Below are 19,456 nucleotides of genomic sequence, written 5' to 3' on the forward strand. Positions count from 1 at the left end.
CTGGGCTACAACCTGTACGGTCCGACCGAGTACACGATCAACACCCTCGGGGGCGGCACCACCGACAGCGCGACCGCCACGGTCGGCCGCCCCATCTGGAACACCAGGGCCCACGTCTTGGACGAGCGGCTGCGCCGCGTCCCGGTGGGCGTCCCGGGCGAGCTGTACATCGAGGGCGTCGGCATGGCGCGCGGCTACCTCGACCGTCCCGGCCTGACCGCCGAGCGCTTCGTCGCCAATCCCTTCGGTGCCCCCGGTGAGCGCATGTACCGCACCGGCGACCTCGTCCGGTGGCGTTCGGACGGCCTGCTGGACTACCTGGGCCGCACCGACGACCAGGTCAAGATCAACGGCTACCGGGTGGAGCTCGGCGAGATCGAGACCGCGATCGCCGAACGGCACGAGATCGCCCAGGCCGCCGTCATCGTCCGGGAGCGGAACGGGGTCGAGCGGCTCGCCGCCTACCTCGTCCCCGCCGCGGGCGCGGACGTCGATCCCGGCGCGGTCCGCGCGGCGCTCGCGGCGCGGCTGCCCCGGCACATGGTCCCCGGCGCCTTCGCGGTGCTGGACCGGCTGCCGCTGACCGTCAACGGCAAGCTCGACCGCGCGGCGCTGCCCGATCCCGAGCCCGCCGCGCCCTCCCGTGAGCCGCGGACGCCGCTGGAGGAGACCCTGTGCGCGGTCTTCGCCGAGGTCCTCGGCGTCGAGCGCGTGGGCGTCGACGACGACTTCTTCGCGCTCGGCGGCCACTCGCTGCTCGCGATGCGCCTCGTCGGCCGCGTGCGCACGGTCCTGGGCGTGAAGCTCGCCGTCGGCCAGGTGCTCACCGCGCCGACCGTCGCCGCCCTCGCCGGGCTGGTCGGCGACGCGCCCGCCGACCCCGGCCGCGGCACCGGCCCCTACGACCCGGTGCTGACCCTGCGGGAGGGCACCGGCACCCCGCTCTTCTGCCTGCCCGCGACCACCGGCCTGAGCTGGACCTACACCGGTTTCGCCGAGCACCTGGCACCCGGGCGCGCGCTGTACGGGCTCCAGTCGCCGCGGCTCAGCGGAGCCGTCGTCCCGGCCGCGGCCATCAGCGACCTGGGCTCGTACTACGCAGGGCGCATCCGCGCCGTCCAGCCCGAAGGTCCCTACCACCTGGCGGGCTGGTCCTACGGCGGGCAGCTCGCCCACGCCACGGCCACGGCGCTGCGGCGGGAGGGCGCCGACGTCGCGCTGCTGGCACTGCTCGACGCCTACCCGGTGGACGAGACCGACCCGGCCGACCTCACCGAGGCCGACACGGCGCGGTTCCTCCTCCGGCTGGCCGGGCACGCCGGAGCGTCCGCCGCCGCCCTCGACGAGGCCGTCACGGTGATCCTCGCCGGAGAGGGGCCCATGTCCGGATTCGACGAGCGGACACTGCGGCGGGTCGCCGCGACCGTCCACGAGTCCCTGACCATCCCGCTGGACCTCGAGGTGTTCGACGGCGCGGCGGTCTGCTTCACCGCGACCGCCGACGCCACCCTCACCCCGGACACCTGGGCGCCGCACGTCACCGGGCCGGTCACCGAGCACCGGGTGGACTGCGCCCACGACGACATGCTCGACCCGGACCCCCTGTCCCGGATCGTGCCGATCATCGAGAACCTGATCGAAGGAGCACCATGAGCAACCCGTTCGACGACGCCGAGGGCGTCTTCCTCGTCCTGGTCAACGACGAGGGCCAGCACTCGCTGTGGCCGTCGTTCGCCGAGGTGCCCGGAGGCTGGACCACCGTCCACGGCCCGGCCCCGCGCGCCGAGTGCGTCGCCCACGTCGAGGAGAACTGGACCGACCTGCGCCCCAAGAGCCTCCTGGCGAAGGACGGGACGTGACCGATCGCCGTGCGGCGCGCGCCCTGCTGCGCCGGGCCGTCTCGGGGGAGTGGAGGGCGCTGAGCCTGGCCACGGTCAGCGGGGTGCTCCGCCAGGGCTCCCTGCTGGCCCTGCCCTGGTGCGTGCAGCACGCCCTCGACGACGGCATCGTCCCCGGCGACACCGGGGCCACGCTGCGCTGGGCCGCGATCGCGTGCGCCTTCGCGGCCCTGCAGTTCGCCGGCCTCGCGGTCTGGCAGTGGCAGGCGCAGATGGCCGGGGCGCGCTCCGCGGCGCGGCTGCGCGACGGGCTCACCGCCCACGTCGCCGGCCTCGACCGCGCCGCCCTGGCCGGGTACGGGCACGGCGACCTGGCGATGCGCGCCACCCGCGACGTCGACCAGATCCGCATGTGGGTGTTCGGGCTGCCCGTGTGGGCGGTCATCGGCACGACCCTGGCCATCGTGCTCCCGGCCGTGGCGGGGCTCGACCCGCTGATGCTGGGCGTGACGCTGGCGATGGTGCCGCTGCTGGCCGTCGTCAACATCGCCTTCCCCGGCCCGTACGAGCGGGCGGGGGAGAACCTCTCGGACGCGCACGCCGCCCGGGCCGACGCCGTCGAGGACCTGCTGTCGGCCGGCGCCGCGGTCCGCGGCATCGGCGGCGGCCCGGTCCTGGTGGAGCGGCACCGCGAACGCAGCGCCGAGGTCACGGTGATGACCGAGCGGCTGGCGCGCGTCCACTCGGCGTGGGCGGCCCTCGGCCCCGCCGTCCCCCGGATCGCGATCGCCGCGGGCGTGGCGGTCGGCGGCCACGCGGCCCTCGACGGCCGGATCACCGTCGGCGGCCTCGTCGCGTTCACCGTCTGGATGACGATCTTCACCCTGGCCATGACGGTCCTGGTGGACCGCCTCGTCGACCGGGGGAACGCCGCGGTCGCGGCGGGGCGGATCACCGAGATCCTCGCCCTGGCCCCGTCCGTCGCCGACCCGGCCGAGCCGAAGGAGGCGCGCGGCACGGCCCTGGCGGCCGAGGGAGTGGTGGTCCGCCACGACGGCGACACCGTCCTGGGCCCCTGCGACCTGGCGGCCGGCCCCGGCGAGTTCGTCGCCGTCACCGGCCCGACCGGCTGCGGCAAGTCGACGCTGCTGCGGCTGCTGGCCCGCCTGGACGACCCCGCCGAGGGCGCCGTCCTGCTCGGCGGCACCGACGTGCGGGACGTGGCGCTCGCCGAGCTGCGCTCCCGCGTGGCCTACGTGCCGCAACGACCCCTGGTGCTGTCGGGGACCGTCGCGCACAACCTGTGCCCCGGCCGCGAGGCGACGCCCGCGGAACTGCGCGCGGCCTGCGAGACGGCGCGCGTCCACGCCGAGATCGAGGCGATGCCCGAGGGCTACGCCACCGAGCTCGGTGAGGGCGGCTCCACGCTCTCCGGCGGCCAGGTCCAGCGCCTGGCCCTGGCCCGCGCGCTGCTGACCGGTGCCGAGGTGCTCCTGCTCGACGACGTCACCTCCGCCCTCGACCCGGACACCGAGCGCCTGGTCGTCGCGGAGCTGCGCGAACGCGTCCCCCGGCCGACGATCGTCTTCGTCAGCCACCGGCAGGGCGTCCTGGCCGCGGCCGACCGCGTGGTCGACCTGGCGGGGGACACCGCTCCCGCCTCGGACGGGTCCGAGGCGGACCTCGAGACCACCCCGACGGGAGGCGCGTCATGGCGGAAGTGATCCTGCTGGCCGAGCAGGCGTCCGAGAAGGGCACCTTCCGGCGGACGCTGCCGTACCTGCGGCCGCACCGGTTCGCACTGGGCGTGACGCTGGGCGTCGTCGGGCTCTGCGCGGTGGCGGCCGTCGCGCTGCCCCCGCTGGTGGGCCGCGCCGTCGACGCGATCACCGCGGGCGACCGGGCGGCGCTGACCGCCGCGGTCGTGGCGCTGTTCGCCGTCGTCGCCGCGCACATCCTCCTCACCCGTCACAGCGAGCTGCTGCTGATGCGGGCGGGCGAGAAGGTCGTGCGCGACCTGCGGGAGCGGGCGGTGGAGCGGCTCGCCGCGGCGCCGCTGCGGTTCCTGGAGGCGCACCGGACCGGCGACCTGCTGCGCCGCGCCACCGGCGAGGTGGCGGAGCTGGCGAACTTCGTGCGGCGCGACCTGCCGAACCTCGTCGTGATCGCGGCGACGCTGCTGTTCACGACGGTCATGCTGCTGGTCTACTCCTGGTTCCTCCTGCTCGTGCTCGCCGTGGTGTTCGTGCCGCCCGCCCTGTACCTGCTGCGGTCCTTCCACCGGCGGGCCGAGGCGGTCTTCGGCGGGCAGGCCGCCGCCGAGACGGCGGTCGCCGCGACGATGACCGAGACCCTCACCGCCCGCGAGCTGCTGGCCACCAGCGGGGCGCTGCCCGGCTGGCTGCGGCGGGTGCGCCGGGAGAACGACGACGTGGTCGCCGCGACCCGGCGCACGTCCTGGGCCGAGGTCCGCGTCGAGGGCGTCAGCCTCATCGAGGGACTCGCCCAGGCGGTGCTGCTGGGCCTGGGCGCCTGGCTGGCGATCGAGGGGCATGTCACCGTCGGCACCGTCGTGGTGTTCGTGCTGGCCAGCCGGACGCTCTTCGACGGGATCGGCGACGCCGCACAGCTCGTCGGGGAGTTCCAGGTGGCCCGCACCGGACTGGCCCGGCTGCTGGACCTGCTGGAGTCGCCCGGCGCCGAGCCGGCGGCGCGCGGCGGCGGCTCGGCGAAGCGGCTCCCGCCGCGCGGCGAACTCGTCCTGGAGGGCGTCGGCTACTCCTACCTGGACGGCACCGAGGTGCTGAGGTCGGTGGACCTGGCGTTCCCGCCGGGGGAGCGGGTGGCCGTCGTGGGCGCCACCGGGTCGGGCAAGACCACCCTCGGCAAGGTCGTCGCCGGGCTGTACCCGCCCGACCGCGGCCGCGTCACCTACTGCGGGACCGACCTGCGCGAGCTGCCGGGAGAGGAGCTGAGCCGCCTCATCGCCCTCGTCCCCCAGGACGTGCACATCATCACCGGCACGATCGCCGACAACCTCGCCCTGGTGCCGGGCCTCCCCGGCGAGGAGGCCGTCGCCGGGGCCGTCGAGCGGCTCGGCCTCGGCCCCTGGGTCGCCGGCCTGCCCGCCGGGCTGGCCACCGGGACCGGCGTGCGCGGCGAGCGGCTGTCGGCCGGGGAGCGCCAGATCGTGGGTCTGCTGCGCGCCGCGCTCATCGACCCGGCGGTGCTGGTGCTCGACGAGGCGACCGCCGACGTCGACCCGGAGATCGCGGGCTGGGTGGAGCGGGCGCTGGCCGAGCTGTGCGCCGAGCGCACCCTGATCGTCATCGCGCACCGGCCCGAGACCGTGGCGCTGCTGCCCCGCACCGTGCGGGTGGCCGACGGGACCGTCCGATCCGAGGGAACAGCCGTTCGACCATGAGAAGCCACGACCCCCACCCCCATCCCTACGACGGTTCGGAACGATGACACGTCGCACCACCGGACTCCTGGTCCTGATCGCGCTGCTGGCGGCCACCGCCGTCCTGAGCGTCGCGGTCGGCGCCAAGTCCATCCCGCTGCCGGACGTCTGGCAGGTCCTCCTCCACCGCGACGGCACCGACGACGCGATCGTCGTGTGGGAGCGCCGCATCCCGCGCACCCTCCTGGGCATCGCGGTCGGCGCCGCGCTCGGCCTGGCCGGCGCGCTCATGCAGGCGCTCAGCCGCAACCCGCTCGCCGACCCCGGGCTGCTGGGCGTCAACGCCGGCGCCGCGGCGGCGGTCGGCGCCACCGGACTGTTCCTGCCGCTGGCGGGCACCGTGCAGAACGCCGCGTTCGCCATCCTGGGCGCGGGCCTGGCCACGGTGCTCGTCTACACGCTGGGCCGCGGCGGGACCACCGGGAAGACCAATCCCGTCCAGCTCGTCCTGGCGGGGATGGCGGTGAGCGCGGTCCTGATCGGCTTCACCTCCGCCGTCCGCCTGATCGACACCGACTCGGCGGACCAGCTGCGGTTCTGGATGGTGGGCTCGCTGGCCGTCACCGACCCCGGCGAGATCCTGCTGGCCGTCCCCTTCCTCGCCGCCGGCGCGCTCGTCGGGCTGGCGATCAGCGGGCGCCTGGACGCGCTCGCGCTGGGCGACGACACCAGCCAGGCCCTGGGCGACAGCCCCGCGCGCACCCGCGTCCTGGCCATCGTCTCCATCACCCTCCTGTGCGGGGCGGCGACGGCGGTGGCCGGGCCGATCACGTTCCTCGGCCTGATGGTCCCGCACGCCGTCCGGCTGTTCACCGGACCCAACCAACGCTGGATTCTCCCCTTGTCCATGATCTGCGCCCCCGTCATCCTCCTCGCCGCCGACATCGTCGGCCGCGTCATCGCCCGGCCCGGCGAGCTGGAGGCCGGCGTCGTCACCGCGTTCGTCGGCGCGCCCGTCTTCATCGCGCTGGTGCGCCGCCGCCGGACGGCGGGCCTGTGACCGCGGTGGCCGTGGCCGGCCGCATGTGGCGGATGTGGCGGCTGCGCTTTCGCACCCGCGGCCCGCTGGCGGGCCTGCTCCTGTTGGCGGCGCTCGGCTGCGTCGCCGTCTACGCCCTGGGCACCGGCGACTTCGGGCTGACGCCCCGCGAGGTGATCGACACCCTGAACGGGGCGGGGCCGCCCGGCGCGCAGTTCGTGGTGCTGGAGCTGCGGCTGCCCCGGCTGCTCGTCGGCTGCGCGGTCGGCGCCGCCCTCGGCATGGCGGGCGCGGTGTTCCAGACCCTCACCCGCAACCCCCTGGGCAGTCCCGACGTCGTGGGCTTCACCGTGGGATCGGCGTCCGGCGGCATCCTGGTCATCCTGGTGTTCGGCGGGAGCACCCTCACCATCGCGACGGGCGCGGTCGGCGGCGGCCTGGCCACGGCGCTGGCGGTGTACCTCCTGGCGATGCGCGGCACCGGGGCGGCGCAGGGCACCCAGCTGATCCTCGTCGGCATCGGCATGAGCGCGATGCTGGAGGCGCTGAACGCCTACCTCCTCAGCCGCGCCTCGGTGAACGCGGCGCAGAGCGCGTCCGCGTGGCTGGTGGGCAGCCTCAACGCCCGGGGCTGGGAGCACTTCGTCCCGCTCACGGCGGCCCTGCTGCCCCTGGGCCTCCTGCTGGTCCTGCTCGTGGACGACCTGCGCATCATGGAGCTGGGCGACGACACCGCCCGGGCGCTCGGGGTCCGCGTGCGGCGCGCCAGGCTCGCGGTGATGGCCGTCGCCGTCGGCCTCACCGCGGTCGCGACCGCCACCGCGGGCCCCGTCGCCTTCATCGCGCTGACCGCCCCGCCGCTGGCCCGCTTCCTCACCCGCTCGCCCGGCCCCAACGTGCTGGCCTCCGCGCTGGCGGGCGCCCTGCTCCTGACCGTCAGCGACCTGCTGGCGCAGCGCGTCCTGGCGCCCACCATCCTGCCGGTGGGCGTCATGACGGGCGCGGTGGGCGGCGTCTACCTCTGCTTCCTCCTCTTCCGCCGCTCCCGCGTCACCTCCTACTGACGGGGCGGGAGGCGGTGCGGATCCGCCGCAGCCGGTGGAGCGCGTCGGTCTCCCGGCCGAAGTGGTCGTGGAGTTCGGTGTAGACGGCGTAGAGGGCGTCGTAGGCATCGGCCCGCCGCGGGTCGGGCAGGTAGGCGTTGCGGCGCACCTTGCCCATGGCGGCCGACGCCGCCTGCACGTCGGGGTACGCGCCTGCGGCCACGGCGGCGTGGACGGCCGAGCCGAGGGCGGGCCCCTGGGGGGAGGCGCTGACGCTCAGGGGGCGGCGGGTGATGTCGGCGTAGATCTGCATGAGGAACGGGCTGCGCAGCAGTCCGCCCGCGACGATCAGCTCACCGACGGCGACGCCGGCCCTCTCGAAGGCGTCGATGATGGTGCGGGTGCCGAAGGCGGTGGCCTCGAGCAGGGCGCGGTAGATCTCCTCGGGGCGGGTGGCCAGCGTGGCGCCGACCAGCACGCCGGACAGGTCGTGGTCGACCAGGACCGAGCGGTTGCCGTTGTGCCAGTCCAGCGCGACGAGTCCGTGCTCGCCGACCTCCTGGCGGGCGGCTTTCTCGGTGAGCAGTTCGTGCCCGCCGATGCCGCGCTCGTTCATCTCGGCCAGGTACTCCGGCGGCAGCCCGCAGCGCAGGAACCAGGCGAAGACGTCGCCGACCCCGGACTGGCCGGCCTCGTATCCCCACAGCCCGGGGACGATGCCGTCCTTGACGACGCCGCACATGCCGGGGACCTCGCCGAGCACGGCGGAGTTCATCACGTGGCAGGTGCTGGTGCCCATGACCGCGAGCATCTGTCCGGGCTCGACCGCGCGGGCGGCGACCGCGGTGACGTGCGCGTCGACGTTGCCGACCGCGACGGAGATCCCTTCGGGCAGGCCGGTGAGCGCGGCGCCGGCGGCGCTGAGCCCGCCGGCCTCCTCGCCCATCGCGCTGAGCGGGTGCTCCAGCTTGGCCAGCAGCTTCGAGAAGCCGGGGCGCAGCGCTTCGAGGTACTCCGGCGAGGGGTATCCGTCCTGGTGGATGCCCTTGTATCCGGCGGTGCACAGGTTGCGGGTCTCCCGACCGCACAGCTGCCAGACGATCCAGTCGGCGGCCTCGATCCAGCGATCGGCGCGGTCGAACGCCTCCGGGTCCTCTTCCAACACCTGCAGGGCCTTGGCGAACTGCCATTCGCTGGAGATCCTCCCGCCGTAGCGGGGCAGCCAGGGCTCGCCGCGCTCGGCGGCCAGGGCGTTGATCCGGTCCGCCTGCCCCTGGGCGGCGTGGTGCTTCCACAGCTTGGGGTAGGCGTGCGGCCGGTCCGCCCAGCCGTCGAGCTCGCACAGCGGCGTGCCGTCGGCCGCGGCGGGCAGGACGGTGCAGGCGGTGAAGTCGGTGCCGATCCCGATGACCTGGTCCGGGGCGGCCCCGGCGTCCGCGAGGGCCGCCGGGATCGTGCGGCGCAGCACCTCGCGCCAGTCCTGCGGCACCTGCAGCGCCCAGGCGTCGCCGAGCGGGGCACCGGACGGCAGGCGCTTCTCGAGGACCGCGTGCGGATACTCCAGCACCGCGCTCCCCAGCTCGGAGCCGTCCTCCACCGCGACCACGACGGCCCGGCCCGACAGCGTGCCGAAGTCCACGCCGATCACTACCCGCTGGTTCACCGGTGTCCTCCTTGCGGCTGGGGTGAGCCCTGATTGTTAGCGTTACCAAACCAGTCCGTCAATGCTGACTTTTCTCGTTACGAAGGAGGCGAAGGGTTGACAGCAGAATCGGTTAGCGCAAACATTCGTGACACACGCCACAGAAGGAAGGGGGCGGGAGTGGACGAGGGCAGGAACGGGGGGCGCCCCGGCGACCGGCGTTCGGCGGTCATGGAGGACGTGGCCGAACTCGCCGGCGTCTCGGCCATGACGGTCTCCCGGGTGCTCAACAGCCCCGAGCGGGTGCGGCCGGCGACGCGGTCCCGCGTGCTGGCGGCGATGCGGGAACTGGACTACCGGCCCAACCTCGCCGCGCGCGTCCTGGCGACCGGCCGGTCCGGGGTGCTGGGCGTGGTCAGCTTCGACACCACGCTCTACGGCCCCGCCTCGACCCTGTACGGGATCGAGCGCGCCGCCCGCGCGCACGACTACCTGATCAGCATCGTCAGCCTCAGCGAGCTCAACCGCAGGACGATCGGCGAGGGCGTGGACCGGCTGCGCGGCCAGAACGTCGACGGCGTCATCATCGTGGCGCCGCACGAGTCGGCCGCCGAGGGACTGCGCGACCTGCCTCCCGAGCTGCCCCTGGTGGTGGTCGGCGCGGCCGAGCACCTGCCCTTCCCGCTGGCCTCGGTCGACCAGCGCCTGGGCGCGGTCCGGGCCGTCCGCCACCTGCTCAGCCTGGGCCACGAGACCGTCTGGCACCTGTCGGGGCCGGCCAGCTGGGTCGACGCCAACGGCCGGGCGGCCGGCTGGCGGGCGACCCTGGAGGAGGCGGGACGTGCGGCGCCCGAGGTCCTGGTGGGCGACTGGTCCGCCCGGTCCGGCTACCGGCTGGGCCAGCGGCTCGCCCGGGACCCGTCCGTCACCGCGGTGTTCGCCGCCAACGACGCCATGGCCCTGGGCCTGCTGCGCGCGCTGCGCGAGGCGGGCCGCCGGGTCCCCGAGGACGTGAGCGTCGTCGGTTTCGACGACGTCCCCGAGTCCCCCTACTTCTCACCCCCGCTCACCACCGTCCACCAGAACTTCGGCGAGGTGGGCACCAGCGCCTTCGCCCTGATGCTCGACCGCATCGGCGACGGCTCGGACGGGGGCTCGGGCCCGCGCCGCATCGTGGAGCCCGAACTCGTCGTCAGGGAGAGCACCGGCGCATCCCGCTGACCGCCCGGGCGAGGGCCTCCTCGCCTCTCCACCCCCGGAATGTTATCGCTAACATTATGAGGTCGATATGACAGAGGACGCATACGCGCAGCTCAGGAAGGAGCTCGCGGATCTGCACCAGGTCCTGGTCGAGGCGGCGCTGGTCGTCTGGACGGCCGGCAACGTCTCGGCCAGGACCGGCGACGGGCACTTCCTGATCAAGCCCAGCGGCGTGCCCTACGACGCCCTGACCCCCGAGGCCATGGTCCTGTGCGACCTGGACGGCCGCCCGGTCGGCGACGGGCTCAAGCCCTCCAGCGACGTGTTCGCCCACGCCTACGTCTACCGGCACCGCCCGGACGTCGGGGGAGTGGTGCACACCCACTCCGCCTACGCCACGGCCTGGGCGGCACGCGACGAGCCGATTCCCTGCGTACTGACCGCGATGGCCGACGAATTCGGCGGTGAGATCCCGGTCGGACCGTTTGCCTTGATAGGTGGCGCGGACATCGGCAAAGGTGTCGTCGACACGCTCGCCGGTCACCGCAGCCCGGCCGTGCTGATGCGCAACCACGGGGTCTTCACCATCGGCGGCGCCCCCCGCTCGGCGGTGAAGGCGGCGGTGATGTGCGAGGACGTCGCCCGCACCGTCCACCTGTCCCGCCAGCTCGGTGAGCCCCTGCCCATGGAGCAGAGCCATGTCGACGCCTTGTACGACCGCTACCAGAACGCCTACGGCCAGTGAACGTCACCATTCCCAGGAGATCCCCGATGAGTTCCACCGACCGTGAGGTGTGGTTCCTGACCGGCAGCCAAGGGCTGTACGGCGAGGACACGCTGCGGCAGGTCGCCGAGCAGTCCCAGGCCATCGCCGAACGGCTCGGCGACGGCCTGCCGGCGCGGGTGAAGTGGCTCCCGGTCCTGACCGACGCCGCCGCGATCCGCCGGGTGTGCCTGGAGGCCAACGCCGACGACTCCTGCGTCGGGCTGATCGCCTGGATGCACACCTTCTCCCCGGCGAAGATGTGGATCGCCGGCATGGACGCCCTGGCCAAGCCCCTGCTGCACCTGCACACCCAGGCGAACGTCGGCCTGCCGTGGGGCACGATCGACATGGACTTCATGAACCTCAACCAGGCCGCCCACGGCGACCGGGAGTTCGGGTTCATCCAGACCCGTCTGGGCGTGGCCCGCAAGACCGTGGCGGGCCACGTCTCGGACCCGTCGGTGCGCGTCCGGGTGGCGGCCTGGATGCGGGCGGCCACCGGCGCCGCCGAGCTGCGCACGCTGCGCCTGGCCCGCTTCGGCGACAACATGCGCGACGTCGCCGTCACCGAGGGCGACAAGGTCGAAGCCCAGCTCCGCTTCGGCGTCAGCGTCAACACCTACGGCGTCAACGACCTGGTCGAGGCGGTCGACGCCGCCGGCGACGCGGAGATCGACGGGCTGGTCACCGAGTACGAGGACACCTACACCGTCGCGCCCGAGCTGCGGCGCGGCGGGGAGCGGCACGAGTCGCTGCGCTACGGCGCCCGCATCGAGCTGGGTCTGCGCACGTTCCTGGACGAGGGCGGCTTCGGCGCGTTCACCACCAACTTCGAGGACCTGGGCGGGCTGCGGCAGCTGCCCGGCCTGGCCGTCCAGCGGCTGATGGCCGACGGCCACGGCTTCGGCGGCGAGGGCGACTGGAAGACCGCCGCCCTGCTGCGCACCCTCAAGGCCGCCGCCGCCGACCTCGAGGGCGGCACCTCCTTCATGGAGGACTACACCTACCACCTGTCCCCGGGACAGCAGGTCGTCCTGGGCGCGCACATGCTGGAGGTCTGCCCGAGCATCGCCGACGCCCGCCCGTCCCTGGAGATCCACCCTCTGGGCATCGGGGGCCGGGAGGACCCGGTACGGCTCGTCTTCGACGCCGCGCCCGGGCCCGCCCACGTCGTCGGCCTGGCCGACATGGGCGAGCGGTTCCGCCTGGTGGCCAACGAGATCGAGATCGTCCCGCCGCTGGAACCCCTGCCGAGCCTGCCGGTCGCCCGCGCGGTGTGGCGGCCGCTGCCCGACCTGGCCACCTCGGCCGAGGCCTGGCTCACCGCGGGAGCCCCCCACCACACGGTGCTCACCGCCGCCCTGGGCGCGGAGGAGCTCGGCGACCTCGCCGAGATGCTCGGCGTGGAGCTCCTGACCATCGACGCCGGCACCGATCTGCGGCAGTTCACCAAGGAGATCCGCTGGAACCAGGCCTACCACCGCCTGGCCCAGGGGTTCTGATCCGTCCTTCCCCTCCCTTTCGCCCGGCACGCCGGGCCCTCCCCCCGAAAGAAGAAGGTCACCATGTTCAGAAGGCTCATCGCCCTGGCGGCCGGCGCGTCGCTGGCCCTGACCGCGCTCACCGCCTGCGGATCGGACTCCGGCTCGGACTCCGAGGGCTCGATCACGCTCGGCTTCTCCCAGGTCGGCGCGGAGAGCGGCTGGCGCACCGCGAACACCAAGTCGATCCAGGACTCGGCGAAGAAGGCCGGGATCGAGCTGAAGTTCTCCGACGCCCAGCAGAAGCAGGAGAACCAGATCGCGGCGATCCGCTCGTTCATCAAGCAGAAGGTCGACGTCATCGGCTTCTCCCCGGTCGTGGTGACCGGCTGGGACGCCGTCCTCAAGGAGGCCAAGGCCGCGGACATCCCGGTCGTCCTCACCGACCGCGCCGTGGACTCCGACCCCTCCCTGTACGTGACCTTCCTCGGCTCGGACTTCGTGGAGGAGGGCCGCAAGGCCGGCCAGTGGCTGGTCGACCAGTACAAGGACGGAGCCGACCCGGTGAACATCGTCCAGCTCGAGGGCACCGTCGGCTCCGCGCCGGCGATCGACCGCAAGAAGGGCTTCGAGGAGGTCATCGGCGCGAACCCGAACCTCAAGGTCATCGCCTCCCAGTCCGGCGACTTCACCCGCGCCAAGGGCAAGGAGGTCATGCAGGCGCTGCTCAAGGCGCACAAGGACATCGACGTGCTGTTCGCGCACAACGACGACATGGGCCTGGGCGCGATGCAGGCGGTCGAGGAGGCCGGGCTCAAGCCGGGCGAGGACATCAAGATCGTCACGATCGACGCCGTCAAGGACGGCATGCAGGCGCTGGCCGACGGCAGGTTCAACTTCATCGTCGAGTGCAGCCCGCTGCTGGGCGACCAGCTCATGGACGTCGCGAAGAAGATCGACGCCGGCGAGGACGTGGACAAGCGCATCGTCACCGTCGAGACCGTCTTCGACCAGGCCGCCGCCAAGGAGGCCCTCCCCACCCGCCAGTACTGATCCGGCCGCCCGCCGCGGCCGCGACCGGCCGCGGCGGGCCCACGAGGAGGAGGACGGCATGACACGGCCCGTCCTGGAGGTGTCCGGCATCTCCAAGGGTTTCCCCGGCGTCCAGGCGCTCGACGACGTGGCCTTCCGGCTGCTCCCCGGCGAGGTGCACGCCCTGATGGGCGAGAACGGCGCCGGGAAGTCCACCCTGATCAAGGTTCTGACCGGCGTCTACGAGGCGGACGCCGGGACCGTGGTCATCGACGGCGCGAAGGCGGTGACCAAGGGCCCGCTGCACGCCCAGCGGCTCGGCATCAGCACCGTCTACCAGGAGGTCAACCTCTGCCCCAACCTGTCGGTGGCGGAGAACATCTTCATCGGCCGCGAGCCGCGCCGGTTCGGCCGCATCGACTGGAAGACCGTGCGGCGGCGCTCCGCGGAGCTGCTGGCCCGCCTCGACCTCGACCTCGACGTCACCGCGCAGCTCGGTTCCCACTCCCTGGCCGTCCAGCAGCTGGTGGCCATCGTGCGCGCGGTGGACCTGGAGGCCAAGGTCCTCATCCTGGACGAGCCGACCTCCAGCCTCGACCGGGGCGAGGTCGCCCGGCTGTTCGCCGTGATGCGCCGCCTCAAGGAGGACGGCGTGGCGATCCTCTTCGTCTCGCACTTCCTGGAGCAGATCTACGAGATCTGCGACCGGGTGACCGTGCTGCGGGGCGGCAGGCTCGTCGGCGAGTACCCGATCGGCGAGCTGAGCCGCTTCGAGCTGGTCGCCAAGATGACCGGGCAGGAGCTGGCCGCGCTGGAGGAACTCGACGAGGAGTCCCCGGAGGCGGTCAGGGGCGAGCGGCTGTTCGCGCTCGAGGGGGTCGGCCGCTCCGGCGCCATCGCCCCCGTGGACCTCGACCTGTACGCCGGAGAGGTCGTCGGCCTGGCCGGGCTGCTCGGTTCGGGCCGCTCGGAGCTGGCCCGGCTGATCTTCGGCGCGGACGGCGCCGACAGCGGCCGCGTGCGCTGCGGCGACGAGGTGGTCTCCCTGAGGACGCCGCGGGCGGCGATCGAGAGGGGCGTGGCGTTCTGCCCCGAGGACCGCAAGGGGGACGGGCTGGTCATGGACCTGACCGTCGAGGAGAACATCATCCTCGCGCTGCAGGCCGCGCGCGGCTGGACCAGGCCGCTCGGCCCGAGGCGGCGCCAGGAGCTCGTCGAGGAGTACATCAAGGCGCTGCGCATCCACCCGCCGCACCCCCACGCCCTGGTGAAGAACCTCTCGGGCGGCAACCAGCAGAAGGTGCTGCTGGCCCGGTGGCTCATCACGCGGCCGAAGCTGCTCATCCTGGACGAGCCGACCCGCGGCATCGACATCGGCGCCAAGACCGAGATCCAGCGGCTCGTCGTCTCCCTGGCGGGCGGGGGCATGGGCGTGGTGTTCATCTCGGCCGAGCTGGAGGAGGTCCTGCGCATCTCCCACAAGGTCGAGGTGCTGCGCGACCGCCGGCTGGTGACCGAACTCGCCAACGACGGCACCCTCACCCCCGAACGCATCCTGCAGACCATCGCGAACGGAGCCGCGGACCGATGAACCGCGTCGCAGCACTCACCAGGCACACGCTCTTCTGGCCGGTCGCGGTCTGGGTCGTCCTGCTCCTGGCCAACGTGGCCTTCACCCCCGGATTCCTGTCCCTGCGGATCAGGGAGGGGCACCTGTACGGCAGCCTCATCGACATCCTGCTGTTCGGCGCCCCGCTGATCCTCGTCGCGCTCGGCATGACCGTGGTGATCGCCACCGGCGGCATCGACCTGTCGGTGGGCGCGACCGTCGCCATCAGCGGCGCGCTCGCCTGCCACCTGATCGCCGGCGGGCACGGCCTGATCGTCGCGCTGCCGGCGGCGGTCGGCGCGTCCCTGCTGCTGGGCCTGTGGAACGGGCTGCTGGTGACGCGGCTGGGCATCCAGCCGATCATCGCCACGCTCATCCTCATGGTCGCCGGACGGGGCATCGCCCAGCTCATCACCGGCGGCCAGATCATCACCGTCGACAGCGGCGCCTACAAGATGATCGGCGGCGGCTACTGGCTGGGCCTTCCGTTCTCGATCCTGCTCGTCGCGGCGGCGCTGGCCGCCACCCTGCTGCTGACCCGGCGGACCGCGCTCGGCCTGCTGCTGGAGTCGGTCGGCGGCAACGCCGAGGCCTCCCGGCTGGTCGGCATCCGCTCGTCGGGGCTGATCGTGCTCGCCTACGTGTTCTGCGGGCTGTGCGCCGGGATCGCCGGACTGATGATCAGCTCCAACACGCTGTCGGCGGACGGCAACCAGGCCGGCCTGTGGATCGAGCTCGACGCCATCCTCGCCGTCGTCCTGGGCGGCACGGCCCTGACCGGCGGCCGGTTCTCCCTGAGCGGCACCGTGGTCGGAGCCCTGATCATCCAGACGCTCGACACCACCATCTACACCGCGGGCATCCCGCCGCGCACGACGCTCGTGTTCTCGGCCGCCGTCGTGACGGTCGTGTGCCTGCTCCAGTCCCCGGCCTTCCGCGCCAAGTTCCGCCGCAGACCGCCGGCGCTCCCCGCGTCCGCTTCTGCCGAGCAGGAGGTCACCGCATGACCACCGCCCTCTCCGGCCTCGCACGCAGGGCGCCGTTCGCCCTCCGGAGCAGGCATGTGCCCGTCCTGGTCACCCTCGGACTGTTCCTGCTGGCCTTCCTCACCGGTGCGCTGCGCTACGAGAACTTCGGCACCGGCCAGGTCTTCCTCGACCTGTTCATCGACAACGCCTTCCTCATCGTCGTCGCCGTCGGCATGACGTTCGTGATCCTCACCGGGGGCATCGACCTGTCGGTCGGCTCGGTCGTCGCCCTGTCGGGCATGCTGTGCGCGATCGGGACCATGCGGCTCGGACTGCCCGCGCCGCTGGTCGTCCTGCTCGTCCTGCTCATCGGCACGGGGTTCGGCGCGGTGATGGGGTACATGATCCACGCCTTCGAGATCCAGCCGTTCATCGCCACGCTCGCGGGCATGTTCCTCGCCCGCGGCGTGTGCCTGACCATCAGCGAGAACCAGGTCTCCATCGACGACGCGCTCTTCGACGCGGTCGCGCTCAACTCCCTCACCCTGCCCGGGGGCCTGCGCCTGTCCTACGGTTCGGTCATCGCCCTGGCGGTGGTCGTCGTCGCGCTCTACACGCTGCAGTGGACGCGCGCCGGCCGCAACGTCTATGCGGTCGGCGGCAGCGAGCAGTCATCGGTGCTGATGGGGCTGCCCGCGGGCCGCACCAAGATCCAGGTCTACGCGATCAGCGGATTCTGCTCGGCGCTCGGCGGCGTCCTCTTCGCGCTGTACACCCTCTCCGGCGACCCCACCCACGCCATCGGCATGGAGCTGGACGCCATCGCCGCCGTCGTCATCGGCGGCACCGTGCTCACCGGGGGGTCCGGCTACCTCATCGGCAGCGTGCTCGGCGTGCTCGTCCTGGGCGTCATCAAGACCATCCTCAGCTTCGAGGGGACCCTCAGCTCCTGGTGGACCCGGATCGCCATCGGCGTCCTCCTCTTCGGGTTCATCGCCCTCCAGCGCCTCATCGGCACCCGCCGAGGGCCTCGCGCGGTGTGAACCAGCCCCCGCCCCGAGAGAAGTGATCTTCTTTTCCGTCTCGTGTACCCGGGCGGGGGCGCGGGCGCGGAGCTCTTTAACAAGGGCTTATTACGGTCCATGAGGTGGGAGAGATACGGATCGTCGCCACCGCGTGGCCGGTGCGGCAGAGGACCGGCGGCCTGGGCGCGGTGCTGCTGGCGGGAATGGTGGCCGCGCAGGTCGCTTCGGGGCTGAACCCGGAGTCGGTCGGACTGGTCGGACTGGTCGTCCTGCTGCTGGCGGGAAGCGCGGTGGCGCTCACCGCCGCGGCGGCGTCCTGGAGCACCGCTCTCGCGGCGTTCCTCGCCGTGGCGGGCGTGGGCCTCGTGGCGGAATGGGTCGGGACGAGGACGGGGTTCCCGTTCGGCGACTACGCGTACACGGACGTCCTGTGGCCGCAGATCGGCGGCGTCCCGGTGCTCGTGGCGCTGGCGTGGGCGGGGATGGGGCTGGCCGCGTACGCGGTCGCGCCGGGCGGGGGAGCGGTGCGGGTGGCGACGGGCGCGCTCGCGCTGACCGCGTGGGACCTGTTCCTCGATCCGCAGATGCTGCGCCTGGGCGCGTGGTCGTGGGCCGGGGACGGGGTCTACCGGGACGTCCCGTCGAGCAACTTCGCGGGCTGGCTGCTGGTGTCGGCGGTGGTGATGGCGGTGATCCACACCATCGTCGGGCGGAGCGCCTCCGGTGCCACCGGCCTGGTCGGCCTGTACACGGTCATGGCCGTCATGGAGACCATCGGTTTCGCGGCGGTCTTCGATCCCCCGGATCCATGGGTCGCGCTGACAGGAGGAACCGCCATGGGCGTCTTCACGGTACTGGCATGGAAGCGCTGGAGCGGAGGCGGCCGTGGCTGAGGCGGTCGTGGTCGGCGGGGGCGTGGGCGGCATGGTCGCGGCGCTGCTCCTGGCGAGGCAAGGACACGAGGTCCGCCTGTACGAGCGCCTGCCGAACCTGGGCGGCAAGCTCGCCGAGTACCGGCGCGACGGCTTCACCTTCTCCCTGGGCCCTTCGCTGCTGACCTTCCCCGAGGTCTTCGCCGACCTCGGAATCACCCGCGAACTCGTGGAGCCCGAACTGCTCTGCAACTACCGCTTCGCCGACGGCTCATGGCTGCCCGCCCACAGGGACCCCGCGCGGATGGCCGCCGAGGTGGAGCGGCTCGCGCCCGGCGAAGGAGAACGCTGGCGCGCCTTCCACCAGTGGGCGCGCGGCTGCATGGACGCCTCGCAGCGCACGTTCTTCTCCGGCCCGCTGTTCGGCCGGCCGCGGGCCGGAGCCAAGATCTCCGACGTGCTGGCGGTCGCACCGGGACGGACGCTCGCCGGACTGGCGCGCAAGTACTTCCGCGACCCCAGGATGCGGCAGTACGTCGGCCGCTACGCCACCTACGCCGGATCGAACCCCTACCGGGCGCCCGCCGCGCTGGGCTGCATCCCGGCGCTCGAGCACGACCAGGGCGGCTGGTACGTCCCCGGAGGGCTGCCGCGCCTGGCCGAGGACCTGGCGGCGCTGCTGAAGGAGGCGGGGGTCGAGGTCCACCTCTCCGCCGAGGTCGACGCGATCCTCGCCGACGAGGAGAAGGTCCGCGGTGTGCAGCTGGCGGGCGGCGAGACCGTGCACGCGGACGTCGTCGTCGCCAACACCGACGCGGCGGTGCTGTACGCGCGGCTGCTGCCGGACCGCCGGCGGCTGCGCCGCGCCGACACCCTCACCCCGTCCTCGTCGGCGTTCCTGCTGCTGGCCGGTGTGGAGGGCCGCACCGAGGGCCTGGCGCACCACACGGTCACCTTCTCCGCCGACCAGCGCATGGAGTTCACCGACATCTTCAAACGCGGGCGCCCGCCCGCGGACCCGACCATCTACATCGGCTGCTCCGCCGTGGACGACGCCTCCCAGGCGCCCGCCGGCACGGAGAACTGGACGATGCTGGTCAACGTCCCCGCGCACGACCCCGCCCGCTGGCCGATGCGCCCCGAGTCCTACCGGGACCTGGTGCTGGACCGGCTCGCCGCCCGCGGCCACGACCTGGCGGGACGGCTCAGGTTCGTGGAGATCTTCACTCCCGCCGACCTGCGCGAACGCTATGGCGGCTGGACCGGCGCGATCTACGGCCCCGCCTACGACGGGCCGATGGCGCCGCTGCGCCGGCCCGGAAACCGCGGCCCCCGGCGAGGCCTGTACCTGGTGGGCGGCTCGGTCCATCCCGGCGGCGGCCTGCCCCTGGTCGCGATGGGCGGCCGCATCGTCGCCTCCCTGGTCGGCGAGGACTTCCCGCGTGCGGGACGGTCCGGGTGAGGCCGCCGCGGGGCGTCTCGCCGGTCACCGCCGCGCAGGCGGGGGGCGCCGCGGGGGTGTGGCGGGGGGGGCGGGC

At 73.3% G+C, this 19,456-nt stretch carries 16 protein-coding genes; 15 read left to right on the forward strand and 1 reads right to left on the reverse strand.

The window, feature by feature from the left end; translation table 11 throughout:
• The 6 genes from ABD140_RS06850 to ABD140_RS06875 all read left to right on the forward strand — a co-directional run.
• Positions 1-1,653: thioesterase domain-containing protein (locus ABD140_RS06850; protein WP_344237930.1), on the forward strand; the 1,653-nt coding region annotated here is incomplete at its 5' end.
• Positions 1,650-1,859 (forward strand): MbtH family protein, encoded by a 210-nt coding sequence (locus ABD140_RS06855; RefSeq protein WP_344237932.1) that lies wholly within the window; start codon positions 1,650-1,652, stop codon positions 1,857-1,859. The genes ABD140_RS06850 and ABD140_RS06855, both read left to right, overlap by 4 nt.
• Positions 1,856-3,562, forward strand: coding sequence for an ABC transporter ATP-binding protein (locus ABD140_RS06860; protein WP_344237934.1), 1,707 nt, complete (start codon positions 1,856-1,858; stop codon positions 3,560-3,562). The genes ABD140_RS06855 and ABD140_RS06860 overlap by 4 nt, the downstream gene beginning before the upstream one ends.
• The gene (locus ABD140_RS06865) at positions 3,550-5,262 is read left to right on the forward strand and encodes an ABC transporter ATP-binding protein (RefSeq protein ID WP_344237936.1); all 1,713 of its coding nucleotides are present in this window, start codon (positions 3,550-3,552) and stop codon (positions 5,260-5,262) included. Before ABD140_RS06860 ends, ABD140_RS06865 begins: the two co-directional genes overlap by 13 nt.
• Before the next feature lie 43 nt (positions 5,263-5,305).
• Complete coding sequence (locus ABD140_RS06870; RefSeq protein WP_344237938.1) at positions 5,306-6,301, forward strand: FecCD family ABC transporter permease; 996 nt, start codon at positions 5,306-5,308, stop codon at positions 6,299-6,301.
• The gene (locus tag ABD140_RS06875; protein ID WP_344237940.1) at positions 6,298-7,344 is read left to right on the forward strand and encodes a FecCD family ABC transporter permease; all 1,047 of its coding nucleotides are present in this window, start codon (positions 6,298-6,300) and stop codon (positions 7,342-7,344) included. The genes ABD140_RS06870 and ABD140_RS06875 overlap by 4 nt, the downstream gene beginning before the upstream one ends.
• Here ABD140_RS06875 and araB read toward each other — a convergent pair.
• Entirely contained in the window at positions 7,331-8,986 is a 1,656-nt protein-coding gene (gene araB / locus ABD140_RS06880; RefSeq protein WP_344237942.1) for a ribulokinase, read from the reverse strand. The genes ABD140_RS06875 and araB overlap by 14 nt on opposite strands.
• A 159-nt stretch (positions 8,987-9,145) precedes the next feature.
• On the opposite strand from araB, the gene ABD140_RS06885 reads away from it, so the two are divergent.
• The 9 genes from ABD140_RS06885 (at position 9,146) to ABD140_RS06925 (ending at position 19,380) form a co-directional block, all read left to right on the forward strand.
• Complete coding sequence (locus tag ABD140_RS06885) at positions 9,146-10,186, forward strand: LacI family DNA-binding transcriptional regulator (protein WP_344237944.1); 1,041 nt, start codon at positions 9,146-9,148, stop codon at positions 10,184-10,186.
• Between the two features lie 67 nt (positions 10,187-10,253).
• A complete protein-coding gene (locus ABD140_RS06890; RefSeq protein WP_344237946.1) occupies positions 10,254-10,910 on the forward strand; it encodes an L-ribulose-5-phosphate 4-epimerase in 657 nt (218 codons plus the stop codon).
• A 26-nt stretch (positions 10,911-10,936) separates the two neighbouring features.
• Positions 10,937-12,433, forward strand: a complete 1,497-nt coding sequence (araA, locus tag ABD140_RS06895; RefSeq protein WP_344237948.1) for an L-arabinose isomerase — start codon at positions 10,937-10,939, stop codon at positions 12,431-12,433.
• A 63-nt stretch (positions 12,434-12,496) separates the two neighbouring features.
• Positions 12,497-13,465, forward strand: a complete 969-nt coding sequence (locus tag ABD140_RS06900; RefSeq protein WP_344237950.1) for an ABC transporter substrate-binding protein — start codon at positions 12,497-12,499, stop codon at positions 13,463-13,465.
• A 58-nt stretch (positions 13,466-13,523) separates the two neighbouring features.
• A complete protein-coding gene (locus tag ABD140_RS06905) occupies positions 13,524-15,035 on the forward strand; it encodes a sugar ABC transporter ATP-binding protein (RefSeq protein ID WP_344237952.1) in 1,512 nt (503 codons plus the stop codon).
• Positions 15,032-16,060 (forward strand): ABC transporter permease, encoded by a 1,029-nt coding sequence (locus ABD140_RS06910; RefSeq protein WP_344237955.1) that lies wholly within the window; start codon positions 15,032-15,034, stop codon positions 16,058-16,060. The genes ABD140_RS06905 and ABD140_RS06910 overlap by 4 nt, the downstream gene beginning before the upstream one ends.
• A complete protein-coding gene (gene yjfF / locus ABD140_RS06915) occupies positions 16,057-17,064 on the forward strand; it encodes a galactofuranose ABC transporter, permease protein YjfF (protein ID WP_344237957.1) in 1,008 nt (335 codons plus the stop codon). Before ABD140_RS06910 ends, yjfF begins: the two co-directional genes overlap by 4 nt.
• Positions 17,065-17,168: 104 nt before the next feature.
• Positions 17,169-17,939, forward strand: a complete 771-nt coding sequence (locus tag ABD140_RS06920; protein ID WP_344237959.1) for a carotenoid biosynthesis protein — start codon at positions 17,169-17,171, stop codon at positions 17,937-17,939.
• Positions 17,932-19,380 carry a phytoene desaturase family protein gene (locus tag ABD140_RS06925; protein ID WP_344237961.1) on the forward strand — a complete coding sequence of 483 codons (1,449 nt, stop codon included), beginning with the start codon at positions 17,932-17,934 and terminating at the stop codon, positions 19,378-19,380. The genes ABD140_RS06920 and ABD140_RS06925 overlap by 8 nt, the downstream gene beginning before the upstream one ends.
• Positions 19,381-19,456: the final 76 nt, after the last annotated feature.

Source organism: Actinocorallia libanotica (assembly GCF_039525175.1).
GTDB lineage: Bacteria > Actinomycetota > Actinomycetes > Streptosporangiales > Streptosporangiaceae > Actinocorallia > Actinocorallia libanotica.

Bases quoted from the DNA above. Each gene is read 5' to 3' on its own strand.
- ABD140_RS06865 (WP_344237936.1), top strand. From the start codon at position 3,550: ATGGCGGAAGTGATCCTGCTGGCCGAGCAGGCGTCCGAGAAGGGCACC.
- ABD140_RS06855 (WP_344237932.1), top strand. From the start codon at position 1,650: ATGAGCAACCCGTTCGACGACGCCGAGGGCGTCTTCCTCGTCCTGGTC.
- ABD140_RS06910 (WP_344237955.1), top strand. From the start codon at position 15,032: ATGAACCGCGTCGCAGCACTCACCAGGCACACGCTCTTCTGGCCGGTC.
- ABD140_RS06900 (WP_344237950.1), top strand. From the start codon at position 12,497: ATGTTCAGAAGGCTCATCGCCCTGGCGGCCGGCGCGTCGCTGGCCCTG.
- araA (WP_344237948.1), top strand. From the start codon at position 10,937: ATGAGTTCCACCGACCGTGAGGTGTGGTTCCTGACCGGCAGCCAAGGG.
- yjfF (WP_344237957.1), top strand. From the start codon at position 16,057: ATGACCACCGCCCTCTCCGGCCTCGCACGCAGGGCGCCGTTCGCCCTC.
- ABD140_RS06890 (WP_344237946.1), top strand. From the start codon at position 10,254: ATGACAGAGGACGCATACGCGCAGCTCAGGAAGGAGCTCGCGGATCTG.
- ABD140_RS06870 (WP_344237938.1), top strand. From the start codon at position 5,306: ATGACACGTCGCACCACCGGACTCCTGGTCCTGATCGCGCTGCTGGCG.
- ABD140_RS06905 (WP_344237952.1), top strand. From the start codon at position 13,524: ATGACACGGCCCGTCCTGGAGGTGTCCGGCATCTCCAAGGGTTTCCCC.